This is a genomic window from Methylomonas sp., from assembly GCF_023228165.1.
Lineage (GTDB): Bacteria > Pseudomonadota > Gammaproteobacteria > Methylococcales > Methylomonadaceae > Methylomonas.
Genome location: NZ_JALOBS010000015.1, coordinates 91552 through 115094, shown reverse-complemented (window position 1 = coordinate 115094; position 23543 = coordinate 91552). Strand labels below are relative to the sequence as shown.

The following is a 23543-nucleotide window of genomic DNA, read 5'->3' as shown; positions in this document are numbered from 1 at the left end:
TATCGGCGCAAAAAAAACCCTGCTAAACCAAGCCTAAGTAGAACATCTATCAAACCAAACAACCTCTTAGTTTGATTAGTTCTGCTTAGGCCAGGCTTAATGCAGGGCCCGTAGCAATAAATTTATTTCAGGGACAGCGTTTCCGCACGTCCGATTGTTTCGATATTCAGTTTATCTTCTTTCAACAGCCAACCGACCGCGCGCTGGACTTCGTTTTTACCCAGACCGGTTTCCGTTGTGACTTTAGAGACACTGGCATCACCATTTTCATTAAGATAGTGCCAAATTTTACCAGCCGCATCACCAATTACATCTCTCATTTCAACACCTCACATTTCAACAAAAAAACCATTTTGGCCTCGCGGCTCACACATGCGAACTTTATTGTACCGAAAATCCTTAACGATCGTCGGGTAGCACAATATTTAATTCCAGGGTTTCTTGATTGCCATCCTGTTCAAAATTAACCGTAATGGCATCCTGACCGACGTTGACATATTTACGAATAACCGCCAGTAGTTCTTGCTGCAATTGAGGCAAATACGAAGGCTGATTGCGTGAAGATCGCTCATGGGCAACCAGAATTTGTAACCGTTCTTTTGCCAGCGAGGCGCTACTCGGTTTCGATGATCTGAAATAATCCAAGAGACTCATTACTTTCTCCCTAAAAGCTTGCTAAACAAGCCTTTCTTCTCTTCCTCAATGAAACGATGGGGTTTATCTTCCCCTAAATACCGGGCCACGATGTCCTGATAGGCTTGACCGGCATCGCTTTGTTCATCCAGGATGACAGGGGTACCCGAATTTGAAGCATTCAACACCGATTTTGATTCAGGAATCACACCCAACAAATGCAGCGATAAAATTTCCTGCACATCTTCCACGCTCAACATTTCGCCCAGTTTCACGCGATCGGGTGAATAGCGCGACAACAGCAAATATTCCTTGATGGGTTCTTCGCCTTTTTCCGCCCGGCGCGACTTACTGGACAAAATACCCAGCATCCGATCGGAATCGCGCACCGAAGACACTTCAGGATTGGTTACCACAAATGCATCATCGGCAAAGTACATCGCCAGAGTAGCGCCCCGCTCTATCCCTGCCGGCGAATCGCAGACGATGTATTTAAACTCTTTTGCCAATTCCTCAAGAATCTTACCCACGCCTTCGGTGGTCAAGGCGTCCTTGTCACGGGTTTGCGAGGCAGGCAGGATATAAAGTTGATCGCAGCGCTTGTCCCTAATCAAGGCCTGATTCAAGCTCGCTTCGTTATTGATGACATTGACCAAATCATAAACCACCCTGCGTTCGCAGCCCATGATCAAATCCAGGTTGCGCAAACCCACATCAAAATCGATAACCGCGGTTTTATGGCCTCTTTTTGCCAGGCCCATTGCGATTGCCGCACTGGTTGTGGTCTTACCCACACCACCTTTTCCTGACGTTACGACGATAATTCTGGCCAATGTTATTCCTCCGAGAAAAGCTTAAATATCTTTAATAATTAGGGTCTGGTCATCCAGACTGATCTGAACAGGTTTGTGTGCTATTTCCGGACTTATATCGTCGCTGAGTTGATAAATACCGGCTATTGAAATCAACTCCGCCTGCAAATCAGAGCAGAAAATCCGGCTATTGCTGTCGCCCAACACGCCCGCCAGAGCTCGACCGCGCAAGGAACCATAAACATGAATATTACCTTCCGCCATGATCTCGGCACCCGCACTCACGGTAGCGGTTACGATCAAGTCACCTTTGGCATAGACGCGCTGCCCGGAACGAATCGGCTGAGTCACTACCTTGTTTTCGAACGTCTGCTCGGGCGGTTTGATTTCTTCCACTTCAGGCACGACCAATGTTTTTGCGGTCGGCTTACTCGTCATAGGCACATTGCCGCCATGCATGGAATGCACCGGTAAATTCATGGCCAAGGCGGCTTGATTTTGCTGTTCGTTGCCGCCGCGGATACCGATAGGCATAAATTCCAAATCGCGCACCAGCTTAATCAGGGATTGCAAGTCCATATCCAGGCCCAAGCCATTTAACTTTTGCAAATCGATAAGCAAGGGAGAGTTTTTAAAAAACTCCGGTGCCTGCGCGATTTTTTCCTGCAGTTGTTGTTCGATATTCAGCTCGTCATTACTCGCCAACAGCAATACCGGCACCGTCAGCGAGGTACTTTTAAACTCTAAAGCTGCTTTTTGCAAAGTAGGAGAACTGGTTGACATAGAGTTATTAAAGAGAATCAGCTATTTGTATGGAATGGAATGAAATACTATCATCATCCACCGGAAAAAGCACAGTGTGACTTAGAGCAAGAACAGGGTAGCCAAACCCAGAAATGCCATAAACCCAACCACGTCAGTCACTGTGGTCAGTAATACCCCGCCCGCCAAGGCCGGATCGATGCCCAATCGATCCAATACCACGGGAATGGTTACCCCCGACAAGGCGGCGCACACCAAATTTATCATCATGGCCGACCCCAGCAATAAACCGAGATGCATATTATGGAACCAGAACCCGGCTATACTGGCCACCACGACCGACCAAATCAAACCGTTCACCAAGCCAACCGACACTTCTTTTATCAAAAGACTCCAGGTATTACCGGCAGACACTTGCTGCAGGGCCAAACCCCGAATCACCAGGGTCAGCGTCTGGCTGCCGGCAATACCGCCCATACTGGCAACTATTGGCATCAATACCGCCAATGCCACTATCTGCTGAATGGTATCTTCAAATAAATCGATGACCCATGCCGCCAAAAAGGCGGTCAACAAATTAATACCCAACCAGACGGCGCGTCGCTTGGCGCTGGTCATTACCGGTGAAAACATATCGTGTTCTTCGGTCAAACCGGCCATGCCCATCAAGGAGTGATCCGCTTCCTCGCGAATAACATCGACGATATCGTCTATTGTGATCCGTCCTATCACCTTCCCGTCGTCCGCAACCACCGGCATGGACAATAGATTGCGCTGCTCAAACAACCTCACCACATCGCGACTGGGCATACTGTATATAACGGCAATACCTCGGCTATCCATCACATCGGCCACTTTGCTATGCGGATCGCTGGCCAGAAACTGACTTAAAGGCAAAATTCCCTGGAACTGCTCGGTCCGATCAACCACAATTAAACTTTCGGTGCCTGTCGGAATTTTACCGCGCTTTCTTAAATAGCGCGCCACCACATCCAATGTCACATCGGAACGTACCGTGAGCACATCCTGAGACATCAAGCCGCCAGCAGTGTGTTCGGCATAACGCAGGGTTTTTTCGAACCGGCTGCGATTTTGCGCGCCGATGGTTTCAATGACTTGCGACAGCAAAGGCTCGGGCAGCACATGCAGCAGGTCGACCATACTGTCAGAGCCCATATTCTCGCAGGCGGCAATCAGGTCTTTGCGGTCGGTGATTTTCAGCAAGCTGCTGCCTACGTCCACATTGACCTCAACCAGTATCTCCCCCATCACGCTGGGAGGAATCACCAACCAAATTTTAGCGCGCTGTTCCGGCTCCAATGCCTCGAGAATATGGGCGGTTTCGGCGGGATATAGCGAGTGCACCAGATTTCTGATTTCAATCTGGGAGCCTTTTTCCAGAATTTTGCCAACTCTATTCAGCAGCTGTTTACTATTTTCTATCGGTAATGATGACATAGTAGAAATGTTTATTTTAAGGGCTTCATGTTAGGATTTAGCGCAGCTCGCGATGCCTGACGATCACATTCGGAATCTTGTCTTTAAAATATCGGCTCAGCGCCTCGACCAAAAAAACCGAACGGTGCTGCCCGCCCGTACATCCAATGGCAATAGTCAAATAACTTCGGTTATCGGACTCGAAGCGCGGCGCCCAACGCTCAATAAATTGGCTAATATCCCGTAAAAATTCTTGGACTATGGCTTCCCCTTGTAAAAAATCGATTACCGGCTGGTCCCGTCCGTTATGTCCGCGCAATTCCGCTACCCAGTAAGGATTGGGTAAGCTGCGGGCATCAAAAACAAAGTCCGCATCGAGCGGAATACCGTATTTAAACCCAAAAGACTGAAACAAAATCGATAAGCTGCCCTTTCCTTTTTCACTCAGACGGTTTTTCAGTAAATCCCTTAACTGGTGATACAAGGTATAGCTGGTATCGATGATAATATCGGCATTTACCGCAAGCGGCCGTAACACTTCCTGTTCAATTTCCAAAGCTTCCCGCAAGGGTCTGTTGGCCGTGGTAAGCGGATGTCTGCGGCGGGTTTCGCTATACCGCTTGAGGATAATATTCTCCTCGGCATGCATATAAACCACTTCGCACTCAATACCTTTGTCGCGAATAATCTTCAAATTAGTCGGAAAATCCGCCAAGTGCTCGGCCTGATTGCGGGCATCGATGCCGATGGCGGTTTTTTGATAGGTTTCTCTATCCTCCAGCATCACATGGTCAATAAAATCCTGCAGCAAGACGACCGGCAAATTATCGATGCAATAATATCCACAGTCCTCTAGTGTATCCAGAGCGATGCTTTTTCCGGAGCCCGATATCCCGCTGATAATGACCAATTTCATAATTTGTTCAACAGGGCGAAGCCGAACTTCGCCCTGCCCTTGTAGTTCAGTAATTAACGATGATTTTGTAATTTTTCTTTGTGTTTGACAATCTGTCTATCCAATTTGTCGACCATGTTGTCGATAGCGACATACATATCTTCTTGGGTATCGTCGGCATACAGTTTTGCGCCGCTGATTTGTACAGTAGCCTCGGCTTTTTGTTCTAGTTTTTCGACTGTCAAAATAACGTGAACATCGACCACGTTATCGAAATGACGTTTTAATTTACTGATTTTGTCTTCCACATGGGCTCTTAATGCCTCGGTAACTTCTACGTGGTGACCTGTGATACTGACTTGCATGGAAATACTCCTGTTTATAAAAAATGTGCTTCCCGTAAGATTTAAATTAGCCTTTTCCGCTGGCTGGTGGAAGGAATCGACATGGCTTCGCGGTATTTTGCAATGGTGCGACGCGCGACATTAATGCCTTTCTCATTCAATAAGTCGGATATTTTACTATCACTTAATGGTTTGGCCGGGTTTTCATTACCCACCAACTCTTTTATCAGTGCTCTGATCGCCGTGGCCGAGCACTCGCCTCCTCCTTCAGTACTGACATGACTGGAGAAGAAGTATTTAAATTCAATCACCCCTTGCGGAGTGTGCATATATTTTTGCGTGGTAACCCTGGAAATGGTGGATTCGTGCAACTCCAGTTCTTCGGCAATATCCCTAAGCACCATGGCTTTCATGGCAATCGGGCCATGCTCGAAAAATTCGCCCTGCTTTTCCACGATACTTTTGGCCACTCTTAGGAGCGTATCGTTGCGGCTGTGCAGACTTTTGATAAACCAACGCGCCTCTTGCATATGGTTTTTCATGCTGACGTTGTCCTGGCTGTTATCGGCCCGCTTGATCATGCCCGAGTAGAACGGATTAATGCGAAGTCTGGGGGCGATATCAGGATTGAGCGTGACCAGCCATTGATCCTTGACCTTGTGTACGAACACATCCGGTACCACGTACTCCACATCCATGTCCTGAAGGCGTGCGCCGGGCTTGGGGTCCAGACTCCTGATCAATGCCAAGACACCTTTCAATTGTTCTTCGCTGAAGCCGACCCGTTTCATCAGGCGGGCCTGATCGCAAGTAGCCAACAATTCTAAATGCCGGGACACGAAATCCAAGGTATCGGCCTTGAAAGGCGTATCCGCTGGCAATTGCAACACTTGCAGGCGCAAGCAATCCGCCAAATCCAGCGCACCCACGCCGACCGGATCGAAATTCTGGATCATGTGCAAAACCGCCTGCACTTCATCCATTTCCAAATCGTCCAACTGCTCCAACAGCCCTTGGTATATGTCATTCAAATCCGTGGCGATATACCCGTCGTCATTAATAGCGTCGACAATCCCAACGGCAATGGCATAATCGCGCTCGGACACATGGGTCAATTCCAACTGCCAGATCAAATGATCCTGAAGCGTTTGGGCTTTACCGCGAAAGGTTTCAAATTCGACGCTTTCGGACGAATCGTCTCCCGCCGGCAAGGCGCTTTCATATACATCATCCCAGCTGACATCGACAGGCAGTTCATCCGGCATATCGGTTTGCGAGCCTTCGCTGGTGACCTGATCGCTATTTTCAGTTTTCTTTTCGTTGTATTCCAGGGTAGGTAAATCGTCCTCTTCAACTTCCAGCATCATATTGGATTCCAACGCCTGTTGAATTTCCTGCTGAAGGTCCAAAGTCGACATCTGCAACAATTTAATCGCCTGTTGCAATTGCGGCGTCATTGTCAGGCTCTGACCAATTCTGAGCTGTAAAGATTGCTTCATAACTACTCGATCTCTATAAGCTAAATGTGTCGCCCAAATATACGCGGCGGACTTCCTCATTTTCAACCAATTGCCGCGAGGCCCCCTCGGCAATCACCTGTCCCGCATTCAGGATGTAGGCCCGGTCGCATATTTCAAGCGTTTCCCGAACTTTATGCTCGGTAATCAATATGCCGATGCCCCGATCCTTCAATTGGGCAATTATTTTTTGCAATTCCAGCACCGAAATCGGGTCGACCCCGGCAAACGGCTCATCCAGCAAAATAAATTGCGGCTCCGAAGCTAATGCCCTGGCGATTTCAACCCGCCGACGTTCCCCACCCGATAGCCCCAAGGCTTGTTGATTTCGTAAATGGCTAATCCCAAATTCACCCAGCAGCTCATCGATCATCAATTCGATCTGGCCATCGGTCAGGTCGTCGCGAATCTGCAATACGGCCCTTAAGTTATCCGCCACGCTCAATTTACGGAACACGGATGCTTCCTGGGCCAAATAACCTATACCCAGTCTGGCCCGCCTATGCATGGGGTGATGCGTGATAGCTTGATCATCCAGATATATTTCGCCGGCATCGGCCTTGATCAACCCTACCAGCATATAAAAACTGGTGGTTTTACCCGCGCCGTTAGGCCCCAGCAGACCGACTACCTCGCTGGTATTGACCAGCAAACTCACGCCGTTGACAACGTTGCGTCGGTTATAACTCTTGAATAATTGTTCCGCCCTTAATCGCGCCATATTACTGAGCCGGTTTTGCTTTGGGTTTGATCACGGAGTGGACGCGCTTACCGTCTGAACGGGGTTCGCCAGCCTTCAACAAGGAGTTTTTAGTATCATACTCGATATGGTCGCTGGATTGTTTGGCATCCCCCTGCCAAACCGACGCATTTTGCATAAAAATCAGCAAATTCTTGTCCGGATAAAATTCGTTGGTCAAACCTTCCCCATACATTTTCTCTTTTCCCACGGCCGGCAACTGTTCGAATTTCGAGGGCTTGCCGGTTGCTACCAGCTTGGTAATATCGCCATCCTTCAGATAAACCACCAGTTTATCGGCGTCAATTCTAATACTGCCCTGCTTGGCTACCACATTGCCTATATAGGTACTAACCTGCGATTTTTCATCGTAAATCGCGCTATCCGAATCGATATACACCGGCTGCTCTGAGTCTGTCTCCAAGCCGAACGCCGGACACACGGACAGTAATAGCCCCAAGCCGATAAACTTACTTAATTTCATAACGCCCTTTAACCTTGGACAATAATTTCAAGTGAATTGGACTCACAAAGGTTACTTCCATGCCGGTGCCCGATGTTTGATTGGGTGGGCTAATGATATCCGCCCAAGCCGTTGTTTCCGCAAAGTGGGTTGACAGTTCAACCCGCAAATCCGAAGTATTGATTGTCAAGGCCGAGGAGCCTTGAGAAGCCTCGCGACTAATCACGGCCTTGCCGTTAAGCTGCAGGTGATCCCCATCCGCCGCCATGATACCGCTATCGGATTGGATCACCCACGGCGCGGCATTAGGATGATGCAAAACCATCACCGGCTGCTCCAGATGGGTGGAACCATCCGCTTTGTAATGGCGCATGATTGCCGCCGTCAATTCGCTTTTGGGCAAGCCGTCCAAACCCATTGCTTTTTTGTAATACCCCGAACTAAAAAAATCGGGGCTATGTTCCGCAACTTTAATTTCGATGGCGCGCTGTTCGTACAATTGCTGCAACCACCAAGTCAGCAGAGCAGCCGCCGCTACATAAATAAACAGCTGGTATTTATCCCAAAGGTTCATAAATAGCTCTGCAACATCCGATCAAAAGTACCCTGCACCTGCATGATCAAGTCGCATACTTCGCGCACCGCGCCCAATCCGCCCGCTGTGAGCGTGCACCAGTCTGCACGTTGCTTGACGGCAAAGTTTGCATCGGCAACGGCTACAGCGAAACCGGCTTGGAGCATAATCGGCAAGTCCAGCACATCGTCGCCGACATGAGCCGCTTGCTCGGGACGCAGGTTCAGGTTTTGCAGAATCTCGGCAAAGGCCGCCCGTTTGTTTTCATGACCCTGATACACTAAATCGACCCCGAGGGTCCGCATGCGTAACGCCACGGAATTCGATTTGCGTCCGGAAATGACCGCTACCTCGACGCCGGATTGCCGCAATAACTTAATGCCGTGGCCATCGCGGGCATGAAAGCATTTATATTCTTTACCATTGTCATCAAAAAACAAACGTCCGTCGGTCAAAACCCCGTCGACATCCAGTATCAACAACTTTAGCCGTTTGATTTTTTCCAGTTGTATTTGCGATAAGTTCAGCATGTGCTTACTCAAATAATGCCGGCGCGCAGCAGATCATGCATATTCAAAGCACCCTGCAACCGCCGGTTTTCGTCAACTACCAGCAGGGCGTTGATCTTTTTTGTTTCCATAATCTGCATGGCTTCCGCGGCCAACATGTCGCTCGCAATCACGGTACAGGGGTGGGTCATCACATTGGCAACCCGGGTTACGCGTACATCCAGATTTTTTTCCAGCATGCGCCGCAAATCGCCGTCCGTAAATATACCCATCACCCGCCGGGTTTCATCGATCACAGCGGTCATACCCAGCTTCTTCTCGGTCATTTCCAGCAAGGCCTTACTGACTAAAACGGAATCGTTCACCATGGGCACTTCGGCATCGCGGTGCATAATGTCGCTGACTTGCAATAACAGCCGCCTGCCCAAACTGCCGCCAGGATGAGACAAGGCGAAATCGTCCCGGGTAAAGCCCTTGCTTTGCAGCAAGGAAACAGCCAATGCATCGCCCATCACCAGCGCGGCCGTGGTACTGGAGGTTGGCGCCAAACCCAATGGACAAGCTTCCTGCTCGACCCCCACATCGATATGCACGCTTGCCAGCCTGGCCAAAGCCGACTCGGCATTACCGGTCATGGCAATCAACGGTACGCCCAGCCGCTTAATGATAGGCAAAATCGTCAGAATTTCCTCGGTTTCGCCGGAATTCGACAACGCCAATACCACATCCTGACGGGTGATCATACCCAAATCGCCATGGCTGGCCTCGCCCGGATGCACAAAAAAAGCCGGGGTTCCGGTGCTGGCCAAAGTAGCGGCGATTTTTCCGGCGATATGTCCGGATTTACCCATTCCGGTTACCACGACTCGCCCCTTACAGCTCAACAGTAAATGACAGGCACGAATAAACCGTTCGTCGATGCGCTCAGCCAGTTTGGCAACGGCCTTCATCTCGGTTTGAATAACCGCTATCGCCAAGGCCTGAATATCCTCATCGCACACCAATTTCATGCTCTCATTAAAAACGTTAAAAAAGGAACCATTATTGCATGTTATTGCAGACCTTTTCATCCTGAGTCATTGACTTATTCTTAATGCCTCATACAAAATAGCCCACTTCAATCCCAAAAATCTTGAAATCTCGGCAAATGCCCAATAGCGCAAGCTCAACAAATCATATCGTTACCGTCAAAAATCTCAGCTTTTCCCGCGGGACGAGAATAATTTTCGACGATATCAACCTGAATATCCAGCGAGGTAAAGTCACCGCCATCATGGGGCCCAGCGGCACCGGCAAAACCACTTTGCTGAAGCTGATCGGCGGACAACTCTATCCGGATGCCGGTCAAATTCACGTGGACGGCCAAAATGTTCACCGATTGAAAACCAAGGATTTATATAACTTGCGCAAGCGCATGGGCATGCTGTTTCAAAGCGGCGCACTACTGACGGACATGAATGTGTACGATAATGTGGCGTTTCCGTTGCGGGAACACACCCATTTACCGGAAGCCATGATCCGCACGGTAGTACTGATGAAATTACAAGCGGTCGGTTTGCGCGGTGCCCGCAATTTAATGGCCAATGAATTATCCGGCGGCATGGCCAGACGAGTGGCGCTGGCGCGCGCGATTGCCTTGGACCCCTTGATGATCATGTACGACGAACCGTTTACAGGACAAGATCCGATTTCCATGGGCGCGCTGGTGCATCTGATAAAATCGCTGAATAACACCCTGGGCCTGACCAGCATCATCGTCTCTCACGATGTCCGCGAAACGGCCGCCATTGCCGACTACATTTACGTCTTATCGGAAGGCAAAATCGTCGGACAAGGCTCACCCCAACAACTGGCGGATTCGAAATCGGCCTGGGTGAAACAATTTATGAACGGCGATGCCGATGGCCCGGTACATTTTCATTACCCGGCCAATGACTACCTCGACGACTTGCTGACCGCTAAATAACCCGGACTCGCTATGCTTGAATTATTAGAACAGCTGGGCAAAACCACCCGTGGCAGCTTCGCCAAATTGGGTCGCGCCACATTTTTCCTGATGCATACCCTAACAGGCGTACGCGAAATATTGCCGCGCCCCAGCCTGCTGATAAAGCAAATGTATTCGATCGGCGTATTGTCGTTTTTGATCATTGCCATCTCCGGCCTGTTCGTCGGCATGGTGCTCGGCTTGCAGGGCTATTACATTTTGTCCGATTTTGGCGCCGAAGAATCCTTGGGCCTGATGGTGGCGGCTTCGCTGGTGCGGGAACTGGGCCCCGTGGTTTCGGCACTGCTGTTTGCCGGCCGGGCCGGTTCGGCCTTGACCGCGGAAATCGGTTTGATGAAAGCCACCGAACAATTGTCCGGTATGGAAATGATGGCGGTCGACCCCATCAACCGCATCATTACCCCGCGCTTTCTGGCCGGTCTGATCTCCATGCCCTTGCTGGCGGCTATTTTCAGTTCGGTTGGCGTCATGGGGGGGCACATGGTCGGTGTGGGCATGCTCGGGGTTGATGACGGTGCCTTCTGGGCGCAAATGCAAAACGGCATAGACTTTAACGAAGACATCATCAACGGCGTCATCAAAAGCGTGGTGTTCGGATTCGTGGTGTCCTGGATCGCCCTGTTCGAAGGCTACGACACCATACCCACCTCGGAAGGCGTCAGCCGCGCCACCACCCGCACCGTGGTCAATTCCGCTTTTTCGATTCTAGGACTCGATTTCATTTTAACCGCTCTCATGTTTGGAGACATTTAACATGCAGCACTCAAAAACGCAGGACACTCTGGTCGGACTTTTTGTCGCCATCGGCATCGCTGCCCTGTTTTATATGGCCTTGCAAATCAGCAATCTCGGCTCCTACAGCAACAGCGACAGCTTTACCGTCAGCGCCCGCTTCCAGAACTCCGGCGGACTGAAAGTCAAATCGCCGGTATCGGTCGCCGGCGTCAAGGTGGGACGGGTGTCCTCCATCACGCTGGATAAGGAATCTCACGAAGCTATCGTGGAAATGCAAATCGACGCGCGATACGACAATCTGCCGGACGACTCCAGCGCCAGCATCTATACCGCCGGCCTGTTGGGCGAGCAGTACATCAGCCTCGACCCCGGTGCATCCGACGATTATTTGAAAAATAAAAGTAAAATCGATATCACCAGTTCGGCCATCGTCCTGGAAGAAATGATCGGCAAATTCATGATGAACAAAGCAGAAGGCAAATAATGGCTAAGCTGAGTTTGAGCGAGCAATCGCCCGGTTATTTTACGGTTGAAGGCAATTTAACCTTCGCCAGCATAGACAAGGAGACCCTGCAATCCTTTAGGTTTTTAAAAGGCATAGAGACGATTTATATCGACTTGTCCAAAGTCGGCAAAACCGACAGCGCCGGCCTGGCCTTGATGATCGAATGGATAAAGCAAAGCCGCATGATCCGCGCCCAACTACGTGTTAAAAATATTCCCGCGCAACTCATGGCCCTGGCCAAATTGAGCGGCTTTGACGAAACCGAATATTATTCCGGCAGTTCATCCAGAACCGCCCCCAACAATGTAACCAACATCAATGGATAAATTACTGATTTCCGGCGGCGAACCGCTCGACGGCGAACTGCGCATTTCCGGCGCCAAAAACGCTGCGCTGCCCATTCTGGCCGCCACTATTTTGTCCGAACCGCCGGTCAGCGTCGGCAATATCCCGCATTTGCACGACATCACCACCACTCTGGAGTTGCTCGGCCAAATGGGCGTCGGCCTGATGGTCGACGAAAAAATGAACATCGAAGTCGACTCCAGCACCATCGACAAATACGAAGCGCCTTACGAATTGGTTAAAACCATGCGCGCCTCGATCCTGGTACTGGGCCCGCTGCTGGCCCGCTTCGGCGAAGCGCATGTTTCCTTACCGGGCGGTTGCGCAATCGGCACCCGCCCGGTGGATATTCATATCGATGCGCTGATTAAATTGGGCGCCGATATTCAGGTGGAAGCCGGATATATCCATGCCAAATGCAAGCGTCTGAAAGGTTGCCGTCTGGTACTGGATAAAATCACCGTGACCGGCACCGAAAACATCCTGATGGCCGCCACTCTGGCGGAAGGCATCACCATCATCGAAAACGCCGCCAAGGAACCGGAAGTGACCGATCTGGCCCACTTTTTAAACAAAATGGGCGCCAAAATAACCGGCATCGGCACCGACATTCTGACCGTGGAAGGCGTGGAAAAACTCGGTGTTCAGGGACTGCACTACAACATTCTGCCGGACCGTATCGAAACCGGCACCTATTTGGTCGCCGGCGCCATCAGTCGCGGCCGGGTCAAATTGAAAAACACCGACCCCACCACGCTGGACGCGGTACTGGACAAACTCAAGGAAGCCGGCGCCGAAATCACCACCGGCAACAATTGGATAGAATTAAACATGCACGGCAAACGCCCCAAGGCGGTCACCGTGCGCACCGCGCCTTACCCTGCATTTCCCACCGACATGCAGGCGCAATTTACCGCCCTGAATGCCGTTGCCGAAGGCGTCGGCCTGATTACCGAAACCGTGTTCGAAAACCGCTTCATGCACGTACAGGAAATGCAGCGCATGGGCGCGCAAATCAAACTGGAATCCAATACCGCCATTATCACCGGCATTGAGCGCCTCACCGGCGCACCTGTGATGGCGACCGATCTGCGCGCTTCGGCCAGCTTGGTTTTGGCCGCCTTGGTAGCCGATGGCGACACCCTGGTCGACCGGATTTACCATATCGACCGCGGTTACGACCATATCGAAGAAAAATTGACTCAACTTGGCGCCACCATCCGCCGCGTACCTAATTAACAACCGACTTAAATCATGTTGACCATAGCCGTATCCAAGGGCCGTATCTACGAAGAAGCCCTGCCGTTTTTGCAGCAAGCCGGTATCACCCCGATCGACGACCCGGACAAAAGCCGCAAACTCATCTTACAAACCACCCGCCCGGATGTACAACTAGTGATCATCCGCGCCACCGACGTACCCACCTTCGTCGAATACGGCGCAGCCGACATGGGTATCGCCGGCAAGGACGTGCTGCTGGAACACGGCGCCGAAAGCCTTTACGAGCCGCTGGACTTGGGCATTGCCGGCTGCCGGCTGATGACCGCCGGCCCGGTGAATGCGCCGGAAGTAAAAGGCCGTTTGCGGGTAGCCACCAAATACGTCAAAACCGCGCAGCGCTATTACGCCGACCTGGGGATTCAAGCCGAGATCATCAAGCTGTACGGTTCGATGGAGCTCGCGCCTCTGGTGGGCTTGGCGGACTGCATCGTCGACCTGGTAGACACCGGCAATACCCTGAAAGCCAACGGCTTGGAGCCACGCGAGCTGATTGCCAACATCACCTCTCGGCTGGTGGTCAACAAGGCGGCCATGAAAATGAAGCACCAAGCCATTCAGGCTTTAATCGACCAGTTTGAAAACACTTTGGCGCAACGGTAAACACTATGACTGCGATCAACATGCTCCGTCTTGACAACAGCAGCCCTGATTTTGAGCGCGACCTGCAGCAAAGACTAGCTTGGGACGCCAGCGACGATTTGGACATTCACCAAAGGGTTTTGGAGATTATCTCCAATGTGCGTAAATCCGGCGACCAAGCCTTGGTCGATTACACCAACCGCTTTGACCGCACCGCATTCAAAACGGCCGCCGAACTGGAATTGAGCCCAGCCGCACTAAAGCAAGCCTGGGACAGCCTGCCCGAGGCACAAGCGCAAGCCTTGCAAGTTGCCGCAGACCGCGTTCGCAGCTATGCCGAACATCAGAAAATGCAATCCTGGCAATTCACCGAAGCCGACGGCACGGTGTTGGGGCAAAAAGTCACTCCACTGGATAAAGCCGGCCTGTATGTTCCAGGTGGTAAAGCCGCTTATCCATCCTCGGTATTGATGAACGCCATACCAGCCAAAGTAGCTGGGGTCGGCGAATTGATCATGGTGGTACCTACCCCAGACAGCGAAACCAACGCCATGGTACTGGCTGCTGCGTATATTGCCGGCGTAGACAGGATCTTTACCGTCGGCGGCGCTCAAGCCGTGGCGGCGCTGGCTTATGGCACCGAAACCATACCGGCCGTGGATAAAATCGTCGGCCCCGGCAACATTTACGTCGCCACCGCCAAAAAACTGGTGTTCGGCCAGGTCGGTATCGATATGATCGCCGGCCCGTCGGAAATCTTGATTATCTGCGACGGCCAGACCCATCCGGACTGGATCGCGATGGACCTGTTCTCGCAAGCTGAGCACGACGAAAACGCCCAGTCGATTTTGATCAGCGACAGCGCCGAGTTTCTGGATCAGGTGGCAGCCAGCATCAACAAACTGCTGCCGGAAATGGAACGCGCCGACATCATTCGTGCCTCTATGACCGGGCGCGGCGCGTTTATCAAAGTCGCTAACCTGTCGGAAGCCGCCGAAGTCGCCAACCGCATCGCGCCGGAGCATTTGGAATTATCGGTTGCCGACCCGGAAGCCCTGGCCGCGCAAATCCGCAATGCCGGCGCTATTTTCATGGGCCGTTACACTGCGGAAGCCTTAGGCGATTATTGCGCCGGCCCCAATCACGTGTTGCCAACTTCCAGCACTGCGCGTTATTCCTCACCGCTGGGCGTGTACGATTTTCAAAAACGCAGCAGTTTGATCAATTGCTCAGCTGCCGGCGCTTCTGAGCTTGGCAAGATTGCTTCGGTGTTAGCGCGAGGCGAGAGTTTAACCGCTCATGCGCGGTCGGCGGAATATCGGATTTAGTTATTCCCTCTCCCTGAGGGAGAGGGCTAGGGTGAGGGGATTTTTTCTCGTTCCCACGCGCCGCGTGGGAATGCAGTCTAACCCTGCCAGCGGTAACCAAGCTTTTAGTATTGTGTCGCTATCGCGACGGTTTAATTTAATGCCGGTTCCCACACCGGCGACCGCGATACTTTCTTTTGCGTCGCCTCGGCAACTGCTCCATACGTTGCTCTACCTCCTGCATCCATGCAGTCGAAAGAAAAGACACCCGGATGCCGCTTTTATCCTGCGCTCCGAAGGCTTTGACCGGGGTTTTCCGAAGGGGCATCCCAGCCCCTACGAAAAACGCGATGCATCCCTGCATCGCCCCGATGGGCAAATCACTCGGTACATCCTTGTACCTCACCCTTCGGGTGCTACGCATGCAAATCGGCAATCCTGCCGATTTGTCCGCCCAAACCCTCCGGTGCTCGGCGCGGCATAACGGGAGTACCTCGCATCCGCTCCCACACAACGCACAACAAACTTGCTCAGACTAGGCCATTGAACTACACTTGACCCATGCATTTCTAATGGGACGACAGCAAAAGCGAAACCTGTTTCCGTCAACGCGGATTCGATTTTGCCTACGCCGCAAGGGCGTTTTTCGATCCAAACCGACTGGTGCAGGCTAATAATCGGCGCTGTTACGGCGAAGACCACTATCAATTGACGGGCATGATTCAACAACGCCTGTTCGTCGTGGTTTACACACCCCGCCAAGACGCCATGCGTATCATCTCAGCCCGCAAAGCCAATCAACGGGAGATAAACCGCTATGAAAACAGTACGCTTGACCATTGAATCCGATTCGGAAGCTGGACGCATCGATACTGCCCGTGTGGATGCGACAACGGAAGCCGAGATTGCCCGGCAGATTGTCCTAGATGAGACTAACGCCATGCTGGACTCCGCCCGGTTTACCCGCAGAGTGCGTAAACGCTTGGGCTTAAGCCAAGCGGAATTTTCAAGACGCATCGATGTATCGCTGGAAACCATTCGCAATTGGGAACAAGGCAAACGCTCGCCCACCGGTGCAGCCAAAGCCTTACTTAAAATATTGGACAAAGCGCCTGAGGCGGCGTTGGCGGCGTTGGATTGAGTTGTTGTGTCTCTAAAATTGCTTCTGTGTTGGCGCAAGGGGGAGAGTTTGACTGCGCATGCGCGGTCGGCAGAATATCGGATTTAAGAACTATTCCCTCTCCCGCCGGGAGAGGGTTAGGGTGAGGGGAGTTTTAAATTTGTATCGCTGTCGCGACGGTTAATTAGAAGTCGGTTCGCGGACCGACGACCGTGATACTTTCGCTACGAAAACCATCCTTGGTTTTCGCCCTAACGGGCCAGCCGTTGGCTGTTCAAATTCGCTCCCGGCAAATTTGTGCGCTGCCAGAAGAAAGTATCGCGGCTGTCGGGCCGAGACCCGACTTCAAATCAACCCGTCGCACAGCGACACAAATTCAAAAGGGCGTCTGAAACCAAAACACTACCCCAACCAATTCTCCATCAACAACCCCGGCACTCGCTCAAACTACCGCATATTGTACTCGTTCCCACGCGCCGCGTGGGAATGCAGACTATCCGCGCTAGCGGTAACATACGACCACAATATCAAACGAGGTCAAGCGAATGGGCCGCAGTCGTTACCGCATTCTCCAATCCCAATATCCGCATTTCTTAACCTGCACCGTACTCAACTGGATACCTTTGTTCACTCGTCCAGCTACCGTGCAAATCGTATTGGATGCTTTACGCTACCGCCAACAGCAGCATGAGTGGCGAATCTACGGCTATGTCATTCTGGAAAACCACATACACTTGTTGGTACAAGCTGACGATTTACCCAGCCAATTGGCGCATTTCAAGTCTTATACGGCACGCCAGCTAATTGATTATTTACAAGCCATTAACGCCGAACGCTTATTGCAGCAATTGAGTTGGTTCCGTAAGGCGCATAAAACCGACAGGGATTATCAGTGTTGGGAAGAAGGTAGTCATCCGCAGTTAATCCAGAACCCTGAAGTCTTCCGACAGAAATTGGATTACATCCACCTCAATCCGGTCAAACGCGGTTATGTCGATTTGCCGGAGCATTGGCGCTATTCGAGTGCGCGGAATTATGCGGAGATGGAAGGGTTGCTACCGGTTTATCGGGATTGGTTTTAGCTGACCGCTAGCGCGGATGGTCTGCATTCCCACGCGGCGCGTGGGAACGAGTAAATGCCGTTTGCCAATAGGCGTTTCTGGGCATTTAAAGTTTGCCGGAAACCCTTTCATTTATTCCTGCCTACGAACTGGCATCAAAAATGTCCTCCTCTTATATGAATTGACCTAATATCCAACCTATCGCTTAAACTTACGCATAACACCTTGTAAATCACCCCGGAGCCCACCCCATGCCAGCCCTTGAATCGCTAATCGCCACCTTGTCCGGCTGGGTCTGGGGGCCGCCGATGCTGGCGTTGTTGGTCGGCACCGGCTTGTATTTGACCGTGCTGCTGCGCGGCTTGCAGTTTAGGGCGCTGCCGTTGGCGTTTAGGATGATTTTTCATAAAGACTACGGCCACGCCGGCGACATCAGCCATTTTGCCGCGCTGATGACCGCTTTGGCGGCGACGGTCGGCATCGGCAACATCGTCGGCGTGGCGACGGCAATCACACTTGGCGGGCCGGGGGCGGTGTTCTGGATGTGGATGACCGGTCTGGTCGGCATGGCAACCAAATATTCCGAAGCAGTACTGGCAGTCAAATACCGGGAAAAAGGCGAGTACGGTATGCGCGGCGGGCCCATGTATTATTTGGCCAAGGGTGCGCACCTGCCCAAACTCGGCTGGTTGTTTGCGCTGTTCACCGCGCTGGCGACCTTCGGTATCGGCAATATGACCCAAGCCAATGCCACCGCCAAGATTTTCGAAGCGACCTTCACCGTCGCACCGTGGGTGACCGGTCTGGTGTTAATGACGCTGACGGCGCTGGTGATCCTGGGCGGCATCCGCTCGATCGGCAAATTTACCTCGGTGCTGGTGCCGTTCATGATATTGGGCTATGTCGGTACTGGACTGACGGTGCTGGCGCTGAACGCCGCCGAAATCCCCGCTGCATTCGGACTGATCTTCGGTCATGCCTTCTCGCCCGCTTCGGCCAGCGGCGGTTTTGCCGGCGCCGGCGTGGCAGCGGCGATGCGCTTCGGCATTGCCCGCGGGGTGTTTTCCAACGAATCGGGCCTGGGTTCCGCACCGATCGCCGCCGCGGCCGCACGCACCAATGACCCGGTCAAGCAGGCGCTGGTCAGCATGACCCAGACTTTTATCGACACGTTGCTGGTCTGCACCATGACCGCGTTGGTGATTCTGACCGCCGATTCCTGGACTCTCGGTGTCACCGCCGGCCAATTGACCAGCGCCAGCTTCGCCGAAACCTTAGGCACCAGTGGACAAATACTGGTGGCCATCGCCACCTCTGTGTTTGCCTTCTCCACCTTGATAGGCTGGAATTACTACGGCGAAAAGGCCATCGAGTATTTGTTCGGGCCGCGCGCTATCCGCATCTACCGTATCGCCTTTATCGCCACGGTGATCGTCGGCGCGATGATGGAACTAGAATTCGTCTGGAATTTCTCCGACCTGATGAACGGCATGATGGCACTGCCCAACTTGATTGCGCTGTTGATACTGTCGAAAGTCGTCAAGCAAGAGACCGATCGTTATTTCAAGGCCCATGGACAAGATTAATGTTGCCGACCTATCGCAACCGTATAAAGCGTGGCCTTTGCCAGCTTTATACAGTGGTGTTAGAATCGCTGCACCGACGCTCGCATCGCCGCGAGTGATTCGCGTCAACGTGGACGCAAGATGGCTGATTTACAAGGTTATGCGTTCGTCCTCCGCTTTGTTAAAATCCGCCGCATTTTTGTCGCGCGACTGCCTCGGCTTCATAGGGCAAAGTACAACGCCGCGTGTTTCCAATTCCGCCGATTTTGCCAACTATGCCAAACCTAACCCTCACTGCTTTATTCCGTCCTGAAATTCTGGCGATGTCGGCTTATCATGTGGCTGACGCCCATCATTTCATTAAACTCGACGCCATGGAAAATCCCTACGGCTGGCCGACTGACATTCAACAGGCCTGGCTGGAACAATTAAAAGATTGCCCCATGAACCGTTATCCGGATCCCGAGGCTAAAACCTTAGTCGCGGCATTACGCGCCAGCAATCATATCCCCGCCGAATCCGGCCTGCTGTTGGGCAACGGTTCGGATGAAATCATCCAGATTCTACAGATGGCGTTACCCGGCAATGCCACGATCATGGCGCCGGAACCCGGCTTTGTGATGTACAAACAAATCGCCCTTAGCTTGGGTTTGCGTTATCAAGGCGTACCCTTGCTGACCGACGATTTTGATCTGGATTTGCCGGCCATGCTGGCGGCTATTGAGTCGTCTCAACCCAGCCTGATCTTCCTGGCTTACCCAAACAACCCCACCGGCAATCTGTTTGACGCGGGGGCTATTAAGGAAATATTGGCTATTGCCCCCGGCTTGGTGATCGTGGATGAAGCCTACGCGCCGTTTGCCGATGCCAGTTTTATCGGCGAATTACCGAATTATCAAAATTTACTGGTGATGCGTACCGTATCCAAGCTGGGGCTGGCGGGTTTAAGGCTGGGATTTCTGGCTGGGGATAATACCGTCCTGGCACAGTTGCATAAAGTCCGCCTGCCTTACAATATCAACTGTTTGACCCAAATCACCGCACAGTTTGCCTTGACCCATCAAAACTTTCTGGTGGAGCAAACCAGCGACATTTGCCAGCAGCGCGGCGAGGTTTTGGCTGCATTGCAAGGTATGGAAGACATCAAATGCTACCCCAGCGCGGCGAATTTCATTCTGATCAGAACCCTTAATCACCCGGCTGACGATGTGTTTATTTCGCTGAAAAAACAAGGCGTTTTGATTAAAAACCTCTCTCCTCAGGGTGGAGTGTTGCATAACTGTTTGCGGGTTACGATAGGCAAACAGGAAGAGAACCAGACCTTTCTGACCGCATTGCGGAATGCTTTGAAAAATCCGTAATAGTGCTGCACAGGTTGAATGGCCTCGCCTCGCCCGCAATAACACTTTCATAAACCCGGAACAGTAAGGTATATTTGCGGTAAAAATTATAATAATTGATGTGTATCACACGCATCATCTCTCATCAGGAGTGTTACATATGAACCTTGAAGGCGTCGATACATCCAAGCGCCAGTTCCTAACCTCGGCCTTGTCGGTGGTTGGAGCCGTCGGGGCTGGTTACCTGGCTGTCCCTTTTCTTTCTCAAATGCAGCCCAGCGCCAAAGCCATGGCCGCCGGCGCACCTGTTGAAGTCGATCTCAGCAAGATGGAGCCCGGCCAAATGATTCGGGTCGCCTGGCGTGGCAAACCGGTATGGATACTCAATCGGACACCCGAAGTGCTGTCCACTTTGGCCACTTTGGACAGCAAGCTGGCCGACCCCATGTCGAATGAATCCGTCCAGCCCGAATACAGCAAAAACGCTTTACGTTCCATCAAACCGGAAATTTTCGTTGCTGTCGGACTTTGCACCCATTTAGGTTGTTCTCCCACCTTCCGCCCGGAAATTGCCCCCAGCGACTTGGGCCCGGACTGGAAAGGCGGTTTCTTCTGCCCCTGCCACGGCTCCTGGTTTGACTTGGCCGGTCGTGTTTACCGAGGTGTTCCCGCACCGACCAATCTCGAGATTCCTCCCTACCGTTATGTTAAGGACACCTTAATCATCGTTGGCGAAGACACAGAGGTAACCACAGCATGAAAGACAGAATCAATCAATGCAGCTCCTGGCTGCTGGAACGCTTTCCAATCTCCGATTTATGGAACGAGCACATGGCGCATTACTACGCGCCTAAAAACTTCAACATCTGGTACTTTTTCGGCTCGTTAGCCTTGTTAGTATTGGTTAACCAGTTCATCACCGGCATTTTGCTGACCATGAACTACAAACCCGATGCCAAGCTGGCCTTCGATTCGGTCGAATACATCATGCGCGACGTCCACTGGGGTTGGCTGGTGCGTTACATGCATTCCACCGGTGCTTCGGCCTTTTTCATCGTGGTCTATCTACACATGTTCCGCGGCCTGGTGTACGGTTCGTTCAAACAACCGCGCGAACTGATCTGGATTTTCGGCATGCTGATTTTCGTCTGCCTAATGGCGGAAGCCTTCATGGGCTATTTGCTGCCATGGGGTCAAATGTCCTACTGGGGCGCGCAGGTGATCATTTCGTTATTCAGCGCCATTCCGGTGGTCGGCGATGAGTTGTCGTTGTGGATACGCGGCGACTACGTGGTTTCCGACGCCACATTAAACCGCTTCTTCGCCTTCCACGTCATCGCGGTGCCTTTGGTCCTGTTGATCCTGGTGTTTCTACACATCGTGGCCTTGCATGAAGTCGGCTCCAATAACCCGGACGGCATCGAAATCAAAAAAAATCTCAACTGGAAAGGCCATCCGATAGACGGCATCCCCTTCCATCCTTATTACACAGTCAAGGACTTGGTGGGGGTCGGCGTATTCATGTTCTTCTTTGCCGTGGTGATCTTTTATATGCCTGAGTTGGGCGGTTATTTCCTGGAACACGCCAACTTTATCCCGGCCGATCCATTGAAAACGCCGGAGCATATCGCCCCGGTCTGGTATTTCACCCCGTTTTACGCCATCTTGCGCGCGGTACCGGATAAGTTTGCCGGCGTCATCGCCATGGGCGGTGCCATCGTAGTGTTGTTCATGCTGCCTTGGCTGGATCGCAGCCCGGTAAAATCCGTCCGCTATCGCGGCGGCATTTTCAAAAAAGCCGTTTTGCTGTTCGTGATCGCCTTCATCGGCCTGGGCTACCTCGGCACTCAGGCCGCCACCCCCGGCGCCACTACTGTCGCACGCGTATTAACCGCGGTTTATTTCGGCTTTTTCCTGTTGATGCCTCTTTATACCCGTTGGGAAAAAACCAAGCCGGTACCGGAACGTTTAACCGAGCACCCTACCTTGGAAGATCGCATACCGGCTTTTTTGGCCGTCATCGATGAGGTGGTAGCAGTCGAGCAAACCACTGACAAGTCCAATGCTAGCGTAACCAAAAGAAGGCCGAATTTTGCGGGCATCAAAACCGTATTGATTCGTTTTGCAAAAAACCTGAAAAAGAGCCTGGACTAAGCCATGAAAAAGATACTCTACACTCTTTTATTTTTGCTGCCTTTAACTGTATCGGCCAGCAGCGGCGTCAAACTGGAATCAGCTGACATCGACTTATCGGACAGCGCTTCGCTGGAACGCGGCGCTCATCATTATGTGACGTATTGTCTGGGTTGCCATTCCGCCAAACACATTCGCTACAAACGCATAGCGATGGACCTGGAACTGGATGAAGACGAAATCCTGAAAAATGTCGCCCCTTTGGGTGCGGGTATTTATGACCAGATGCATTCGGCCATGAATGGCCATGACGCGGAAAAATGGTTCGGCACCACCCCGCCCGACCTCTCACTGATCGCCCGAATCCGCGGCGCGGACTGGCTATATAGCTACCTGAAAGGTTTTTATAGCGAACCCGGCAAACCCACCGGCGTTAACAATGCCGTGTTCAAAGACGTGGCCATGCCTAACGTATTTTGGCAACAACAAGGCACCCAGGAAGCCGTGATCAAAACCGTTGACGGCCAGGAGATCATCACCGAACTGAAACTGGCGGAACCCGGCCAGTTATCACCCCAAGAGTTCGACCACATGGTCAACGACTTGGTTAATTTCCTGGTCTACGTCGGCGAACCGGTACAACTGGAAAGACAGCAAATGGGCAAATACGTGCTGTTCTTTATCCTGATGTTTATCGTACTGGCTTACTTGCTGAAAAAAGAATATTGGAAGGACGTCCACTAATCTTTCTCCGACGGGGCGGCTTCAAGTCGCCCCGCTTCATCTGTCTGCGCGCGGCACTTGCCGCCTCCCCAAATCGATGATCAACCATGGTACAATTCGCCCCGTTTTGAACCCTGTTTATTAAAGAGGTTACTC

27 protein-coding genes and 1 pseudogene are annotated in these 23543 nt (G+C 51.9%); 15 read left to right on the top strand and 13 right to left on the bottom strand.

Annotated elements, in window-relative coordinates:
* Positions 1-122: 122 nt before the first annotated feature.
* From M0R33_RS13175 to M0R33_RS13115, 13 genes are all read right to left on the bottom strand, one after another.
* Positions 123-320 carry a winged helix-turn-helix domain-containing protein gene (locus M0R33_RS13175; RefSeq protein ID WP_292569808.1) on the bottom strand — a complete coding sequence of 66 codons (198 nt, stop codon included), beginning with the start codon at positions 318-320 and terminating at the stop codon, positions 123-125.
* Positions 321-399: 79 nt separating this feature from the next.
* Positions 400-654: a cell division topological specificity factor MinE gene (gene minE / locus M0R33_RS13170; RefSeq protein WP_256602763.1), complete on the bottom strand. Its 255-nt coding sequence runs from the start codon at positions 652-654 to the stop codon at positions 400-402.
* Complete coding sequence (gene minD / locus M0R33_RS13165; RefSeq protein WP_292569802.1) at positions 654-1466, bottom strand: septum site-determining protein MinD; 813 nt, start codon at positions 1464-1466, stop codon at positions 654-656. The genes minE and minD overlap by 1 nt, the downstream gene beginning before the upstream one ends.
* A gap of 21 nt (positions 1467-1487) precedes the next feature.
* Positions 1488-2228 (bottom strand): septum site-determining protein MinC, encoded by a 741-nt coding sequence (gene minC / locus M0R33_RS13160; protein WP_292569799.1) that lies wholly within the window; start codon positions 2226-2228, stop codon positions 1488-1490.
* An 81-nt stretch (positions 2229-2309) separates the two neighbouring features.
* Complete coding sequence (mgtE, locus tag M0R33_RS13155) at positions 2310-3665, bottom strand: magnesium transporter (protein ID WP_292569796.1); 1356 nt, start codon at positions 3663-3665, stop codon at positions 2310-2312.
* Between the two features lie 37 nt (positions 3666-3702).
* Entirely contained in the window at positions 3703-4560 is an 858-nt protein-coding gene (gene rapZ / locus M0R33_RS13150) for an RNase adapter RapZ (protein WP_292569793.1), read from the bottom strand.
* A 53-nt stretch (positions 4561-4613) separates the two neighbouring features.
* Positions 4614-4904, bottom strand: coding sequence for a ribosome-associated translation inhibitor RaiA (gene raiA / locus M0R33_RS13145; RefSeq protein WP_256614898.1), 291 nt, complete (start codon positions 4902-4904; stop codon positions 4614-4616).
* A 41-nt stretch (positions 4905-4945) separates the two neighbouring features.
* Entirely contained in the window at positions 4946-6382 is a 1437-nt protein-coding gene (locus M0R33_RS13140) for an RNA polymerase factor sigma-54 (protein ID WP_292569786.1), read from the bottom strand.
* 13 nt (positions 6383-6395) lie between these two features.
* On the bottom strand, positions 6396-7121 hold the full coding sequence (lptB, locus tag M0R33_RS13135) for an LPS export ABC transporter ATP-binding protein (protein WP_292569784.1): 726 nt from the start codon (positions 7119-7121) through the stop codon (positions 6396-6398).
* A gap of 1 nt (position 7122) precedes the next feature.
* Complete coding sequence (lptA, locus tag M0R33_RS13130; RefSeq protein ID WP_292569781.1) at positions 7123-7623, bottom strand: lipopolysaccharide transport periplasmic protein LptA; 501 nt, start codon at positions 7621-7623, stop codon at positions 7123-7125.
* Positions 7610-8176 carry an LPS export ABC transporter periplasmic protein LptC gene (gene lptC / locus M0R33_RS13125; protein WP_292569778.1) on the bottom strand — a complete coding sequence of 189 codons (567 nt, stop codon included), beginning with the start codon at positions 8174-8176 and terminating at the stop codon, positions 7610-7612. The genes lptA and lptC overlap by 14 nt, the downstream gene beginning before the upstream one ends.
* Positions 8173-8706, bottom strand: coding sequence for a 3-deoxy-manno-octulosonate-8-phosphatase KdsC (gene kdsC, locus M0R33_RS13120; protein ID WP_292569775.1), 534 nt, complete (start codon positions 8704-8706; stop codon positions 8173-8175). The genes lptC and kdsC overlap by 4 nt, the downstream gene beginning before the upstream one ends.
* Before the next feature lie 8 nt (positions 8707-8714).
* Complete coding sequence (locus M0R33_RS13115) at positions 8715-9695, bottom strand: KpsF/GutQ family sugar-phosphate isomerase (RefSeq protein WP_292569772.1); 981 nt, start codon at positions 9693-9695, stop codon at positions 8715-8717.
* A 137-nt stretch (positions 9696-9832) separates the two neighbouring features.
* Between M0R33_RS13115 and M0R33_RS13110 the strand changes: the two genes are divergently transcribed.
* The 15 genes and pseudogenes from M0R33_RS13110 to M0R33_RS13040 all read left to right on the top strand — a co-directional run bounded on the left by M0R33_RS13110 (position 9833) and on the right by M0R33_RS13040 (position 23408).
* Entirely contained in the window at positions 9833-10651 is an 819-nt protein-coding gene (locus M0R33_RS13110; protein ID WP_292569770.1) for an ATP-binding cassette domain-containing protein, read from the top strand.
* Between the two features lie 12 nt (positions 10652-10663).
* Positions 10664-11446 carry a lipid asymmetry maintenance ABC transporter permease subunit MlaE gene (mlaE, locus tag M0R33_RS13105; protein ID WP_292569767.1) on the top strand — a complete coding sequence of 261 codons (783 nt, stop codon included), beginning with the start codon at positions 10664-10666 and terminating at the stop codon, positions 11444-11446.
* A gap of 1 nt (position 11447) precedes the next feature.
* Positions 11448-11912, top strand: coding sequence for an outer membrane lipid asymmetry maintenance protein MlaD (gene mlaD, locus M0R33_RS13100; protein ID WP_292569764.1), 465 nt, complete (start codon positions 11448-11450; stop codon positions 11910-11912).
* Positions 11912-12259 (top strand): STAS domain-containing protein, encoded by a 348-nt coding sequence (locus M0R33_RS13095; RefSeq protein ID WP_292569761.1) that lies wholly within the window; start codon positions 11912-11914, stop codon positions 12257-12259. The genes mlaD and M0R33_RS13095 overlap by 1 nt, the downstream gene beginning before the upstream one ends.
* The gene (murA, locus tag M0R33_RS13090; RefSeq protein ID WP_292569758.1) at positions 12252-13517 is read left to right on the top strand and encodes a UDP-N-acetylglucosamine 1-carboxyvinyltransferase; all 1266 of its coding nucleotides are present in this window, start codon (positions 12252-12254) and stop codon (positions 13515-13517) included. The genes M0R33_RS13095 and murA overlap by 8 nt, the downstream gene beginning before the upstream one ends.
* Positions 13518-13532: 15 nt before the next feature.
* A complete protein-coding gene (gene hisG, locus M0R33_RS13085; RefSeq protein ID WP_256616686.1) occupies positions 13533-14159 on the top strand; it encodes an ATP phosphoribosyltransferase in 627 nt (208 codons plus the stop codon).
* Positions 14160-14164: 5 nt separating this feature from the next.
* Positions 14165-15466, top strand: coding sequence for a histidinol dehydrogenase (hisD, locus tag M0R33_RS13080; RefSeq protein ID WP_292569751.1), 1302 nt, complete (start codon positions 14165-14167; stop codon positions 15464-15466).
* Between the two features lie 564 nt (positions 15467-16030).
* Positions 16031-16288: pseudogene (locus M0R33_RS13075) on the top strand (BrnT family toxin); the annotation flags it as partial.
* Complete coding sequence (locus M0R33_RS13070; RefSeq protein ID WP_292569748.1) at positions 16263-16586, top strand: helix-turn-helix domain-containing protein; 324 nt, start codon at positions 16263-16265, stop codon at positions 16584-16586. The pseudogene M0R33_RS13075 and the gene M0R33_RS13070, both read left to right, overlap by 26 nt.
* A gap of 524 nt (positions 16587-17110) precedes the next feature.
* Positions 17111-17647, top strand: coding sequence for a transposase (locus M0R33_RS13065; RefSeq protein WP_292569745.1), 537 nt, complete (start codon positions 17111-17113; stop codon positions 17645-17647).
* A gap of 230 nt (positions 17648-17877) precedes the next feature.
* A complete protein-coding gene (locus M0R33_RS13060) occupies positions 17878-19212 on the top strand; it encodes a sodium:alanine symporter family protein (RefSeq protein WP_292569742.1) in 1335 nt (444 codons plus the stop codon).
* 254 nt (positions 19213-19466) lie between these two features.
* Positions 19467-20552 (top strand): histidinol-phosphate transaminase, encoded by a 1086-nt coding sequence (gene hisC / locus M0R33_RS13055; RefSeq protein WP_292569739.1) that lies wholly within the window; start codon positions 19467-19469, stop codon positions 20550-20552.
* Between the two features lie 139 nt (positions 20553-20691).
* Positions 20692-21291, top strand: a complete 600-nt coding sequence (gene petA, locus M0R33_RS13050; RefSeq protein ID WP_292569736.1) for a ubiquinol-cytochrome c reductase iron-sulfur subunit — start codon at positions 20692-20694, stop codon at positions 21289-21291.
* Positions 21288-22685, top strand: coding sequence for a cytochrome bc complex cytochrome b subunit (locus M0R33_RS13045; RefSeq protein WP_292569732.1), 1398 nt, complete (start codon positions 21288-21290; stop codon positions 22683-22685). Before petA ends, M0R33_RS13045 begins: the two co-directional genes overlap by 4 nt.
* 3 nt (positions 22686-22688) lie before the next feature.
* Positions 22689-23408, top strand: coding sequence for a cytochrome c1 (locus M0R33_RS13040; protein ID WP_292569729.1), 720 nt, complete (start codon positions 22689-22691; stop codon positions 23406-23408).
* Positions 23409-23543: the final 135 nt, after the last annotated feature.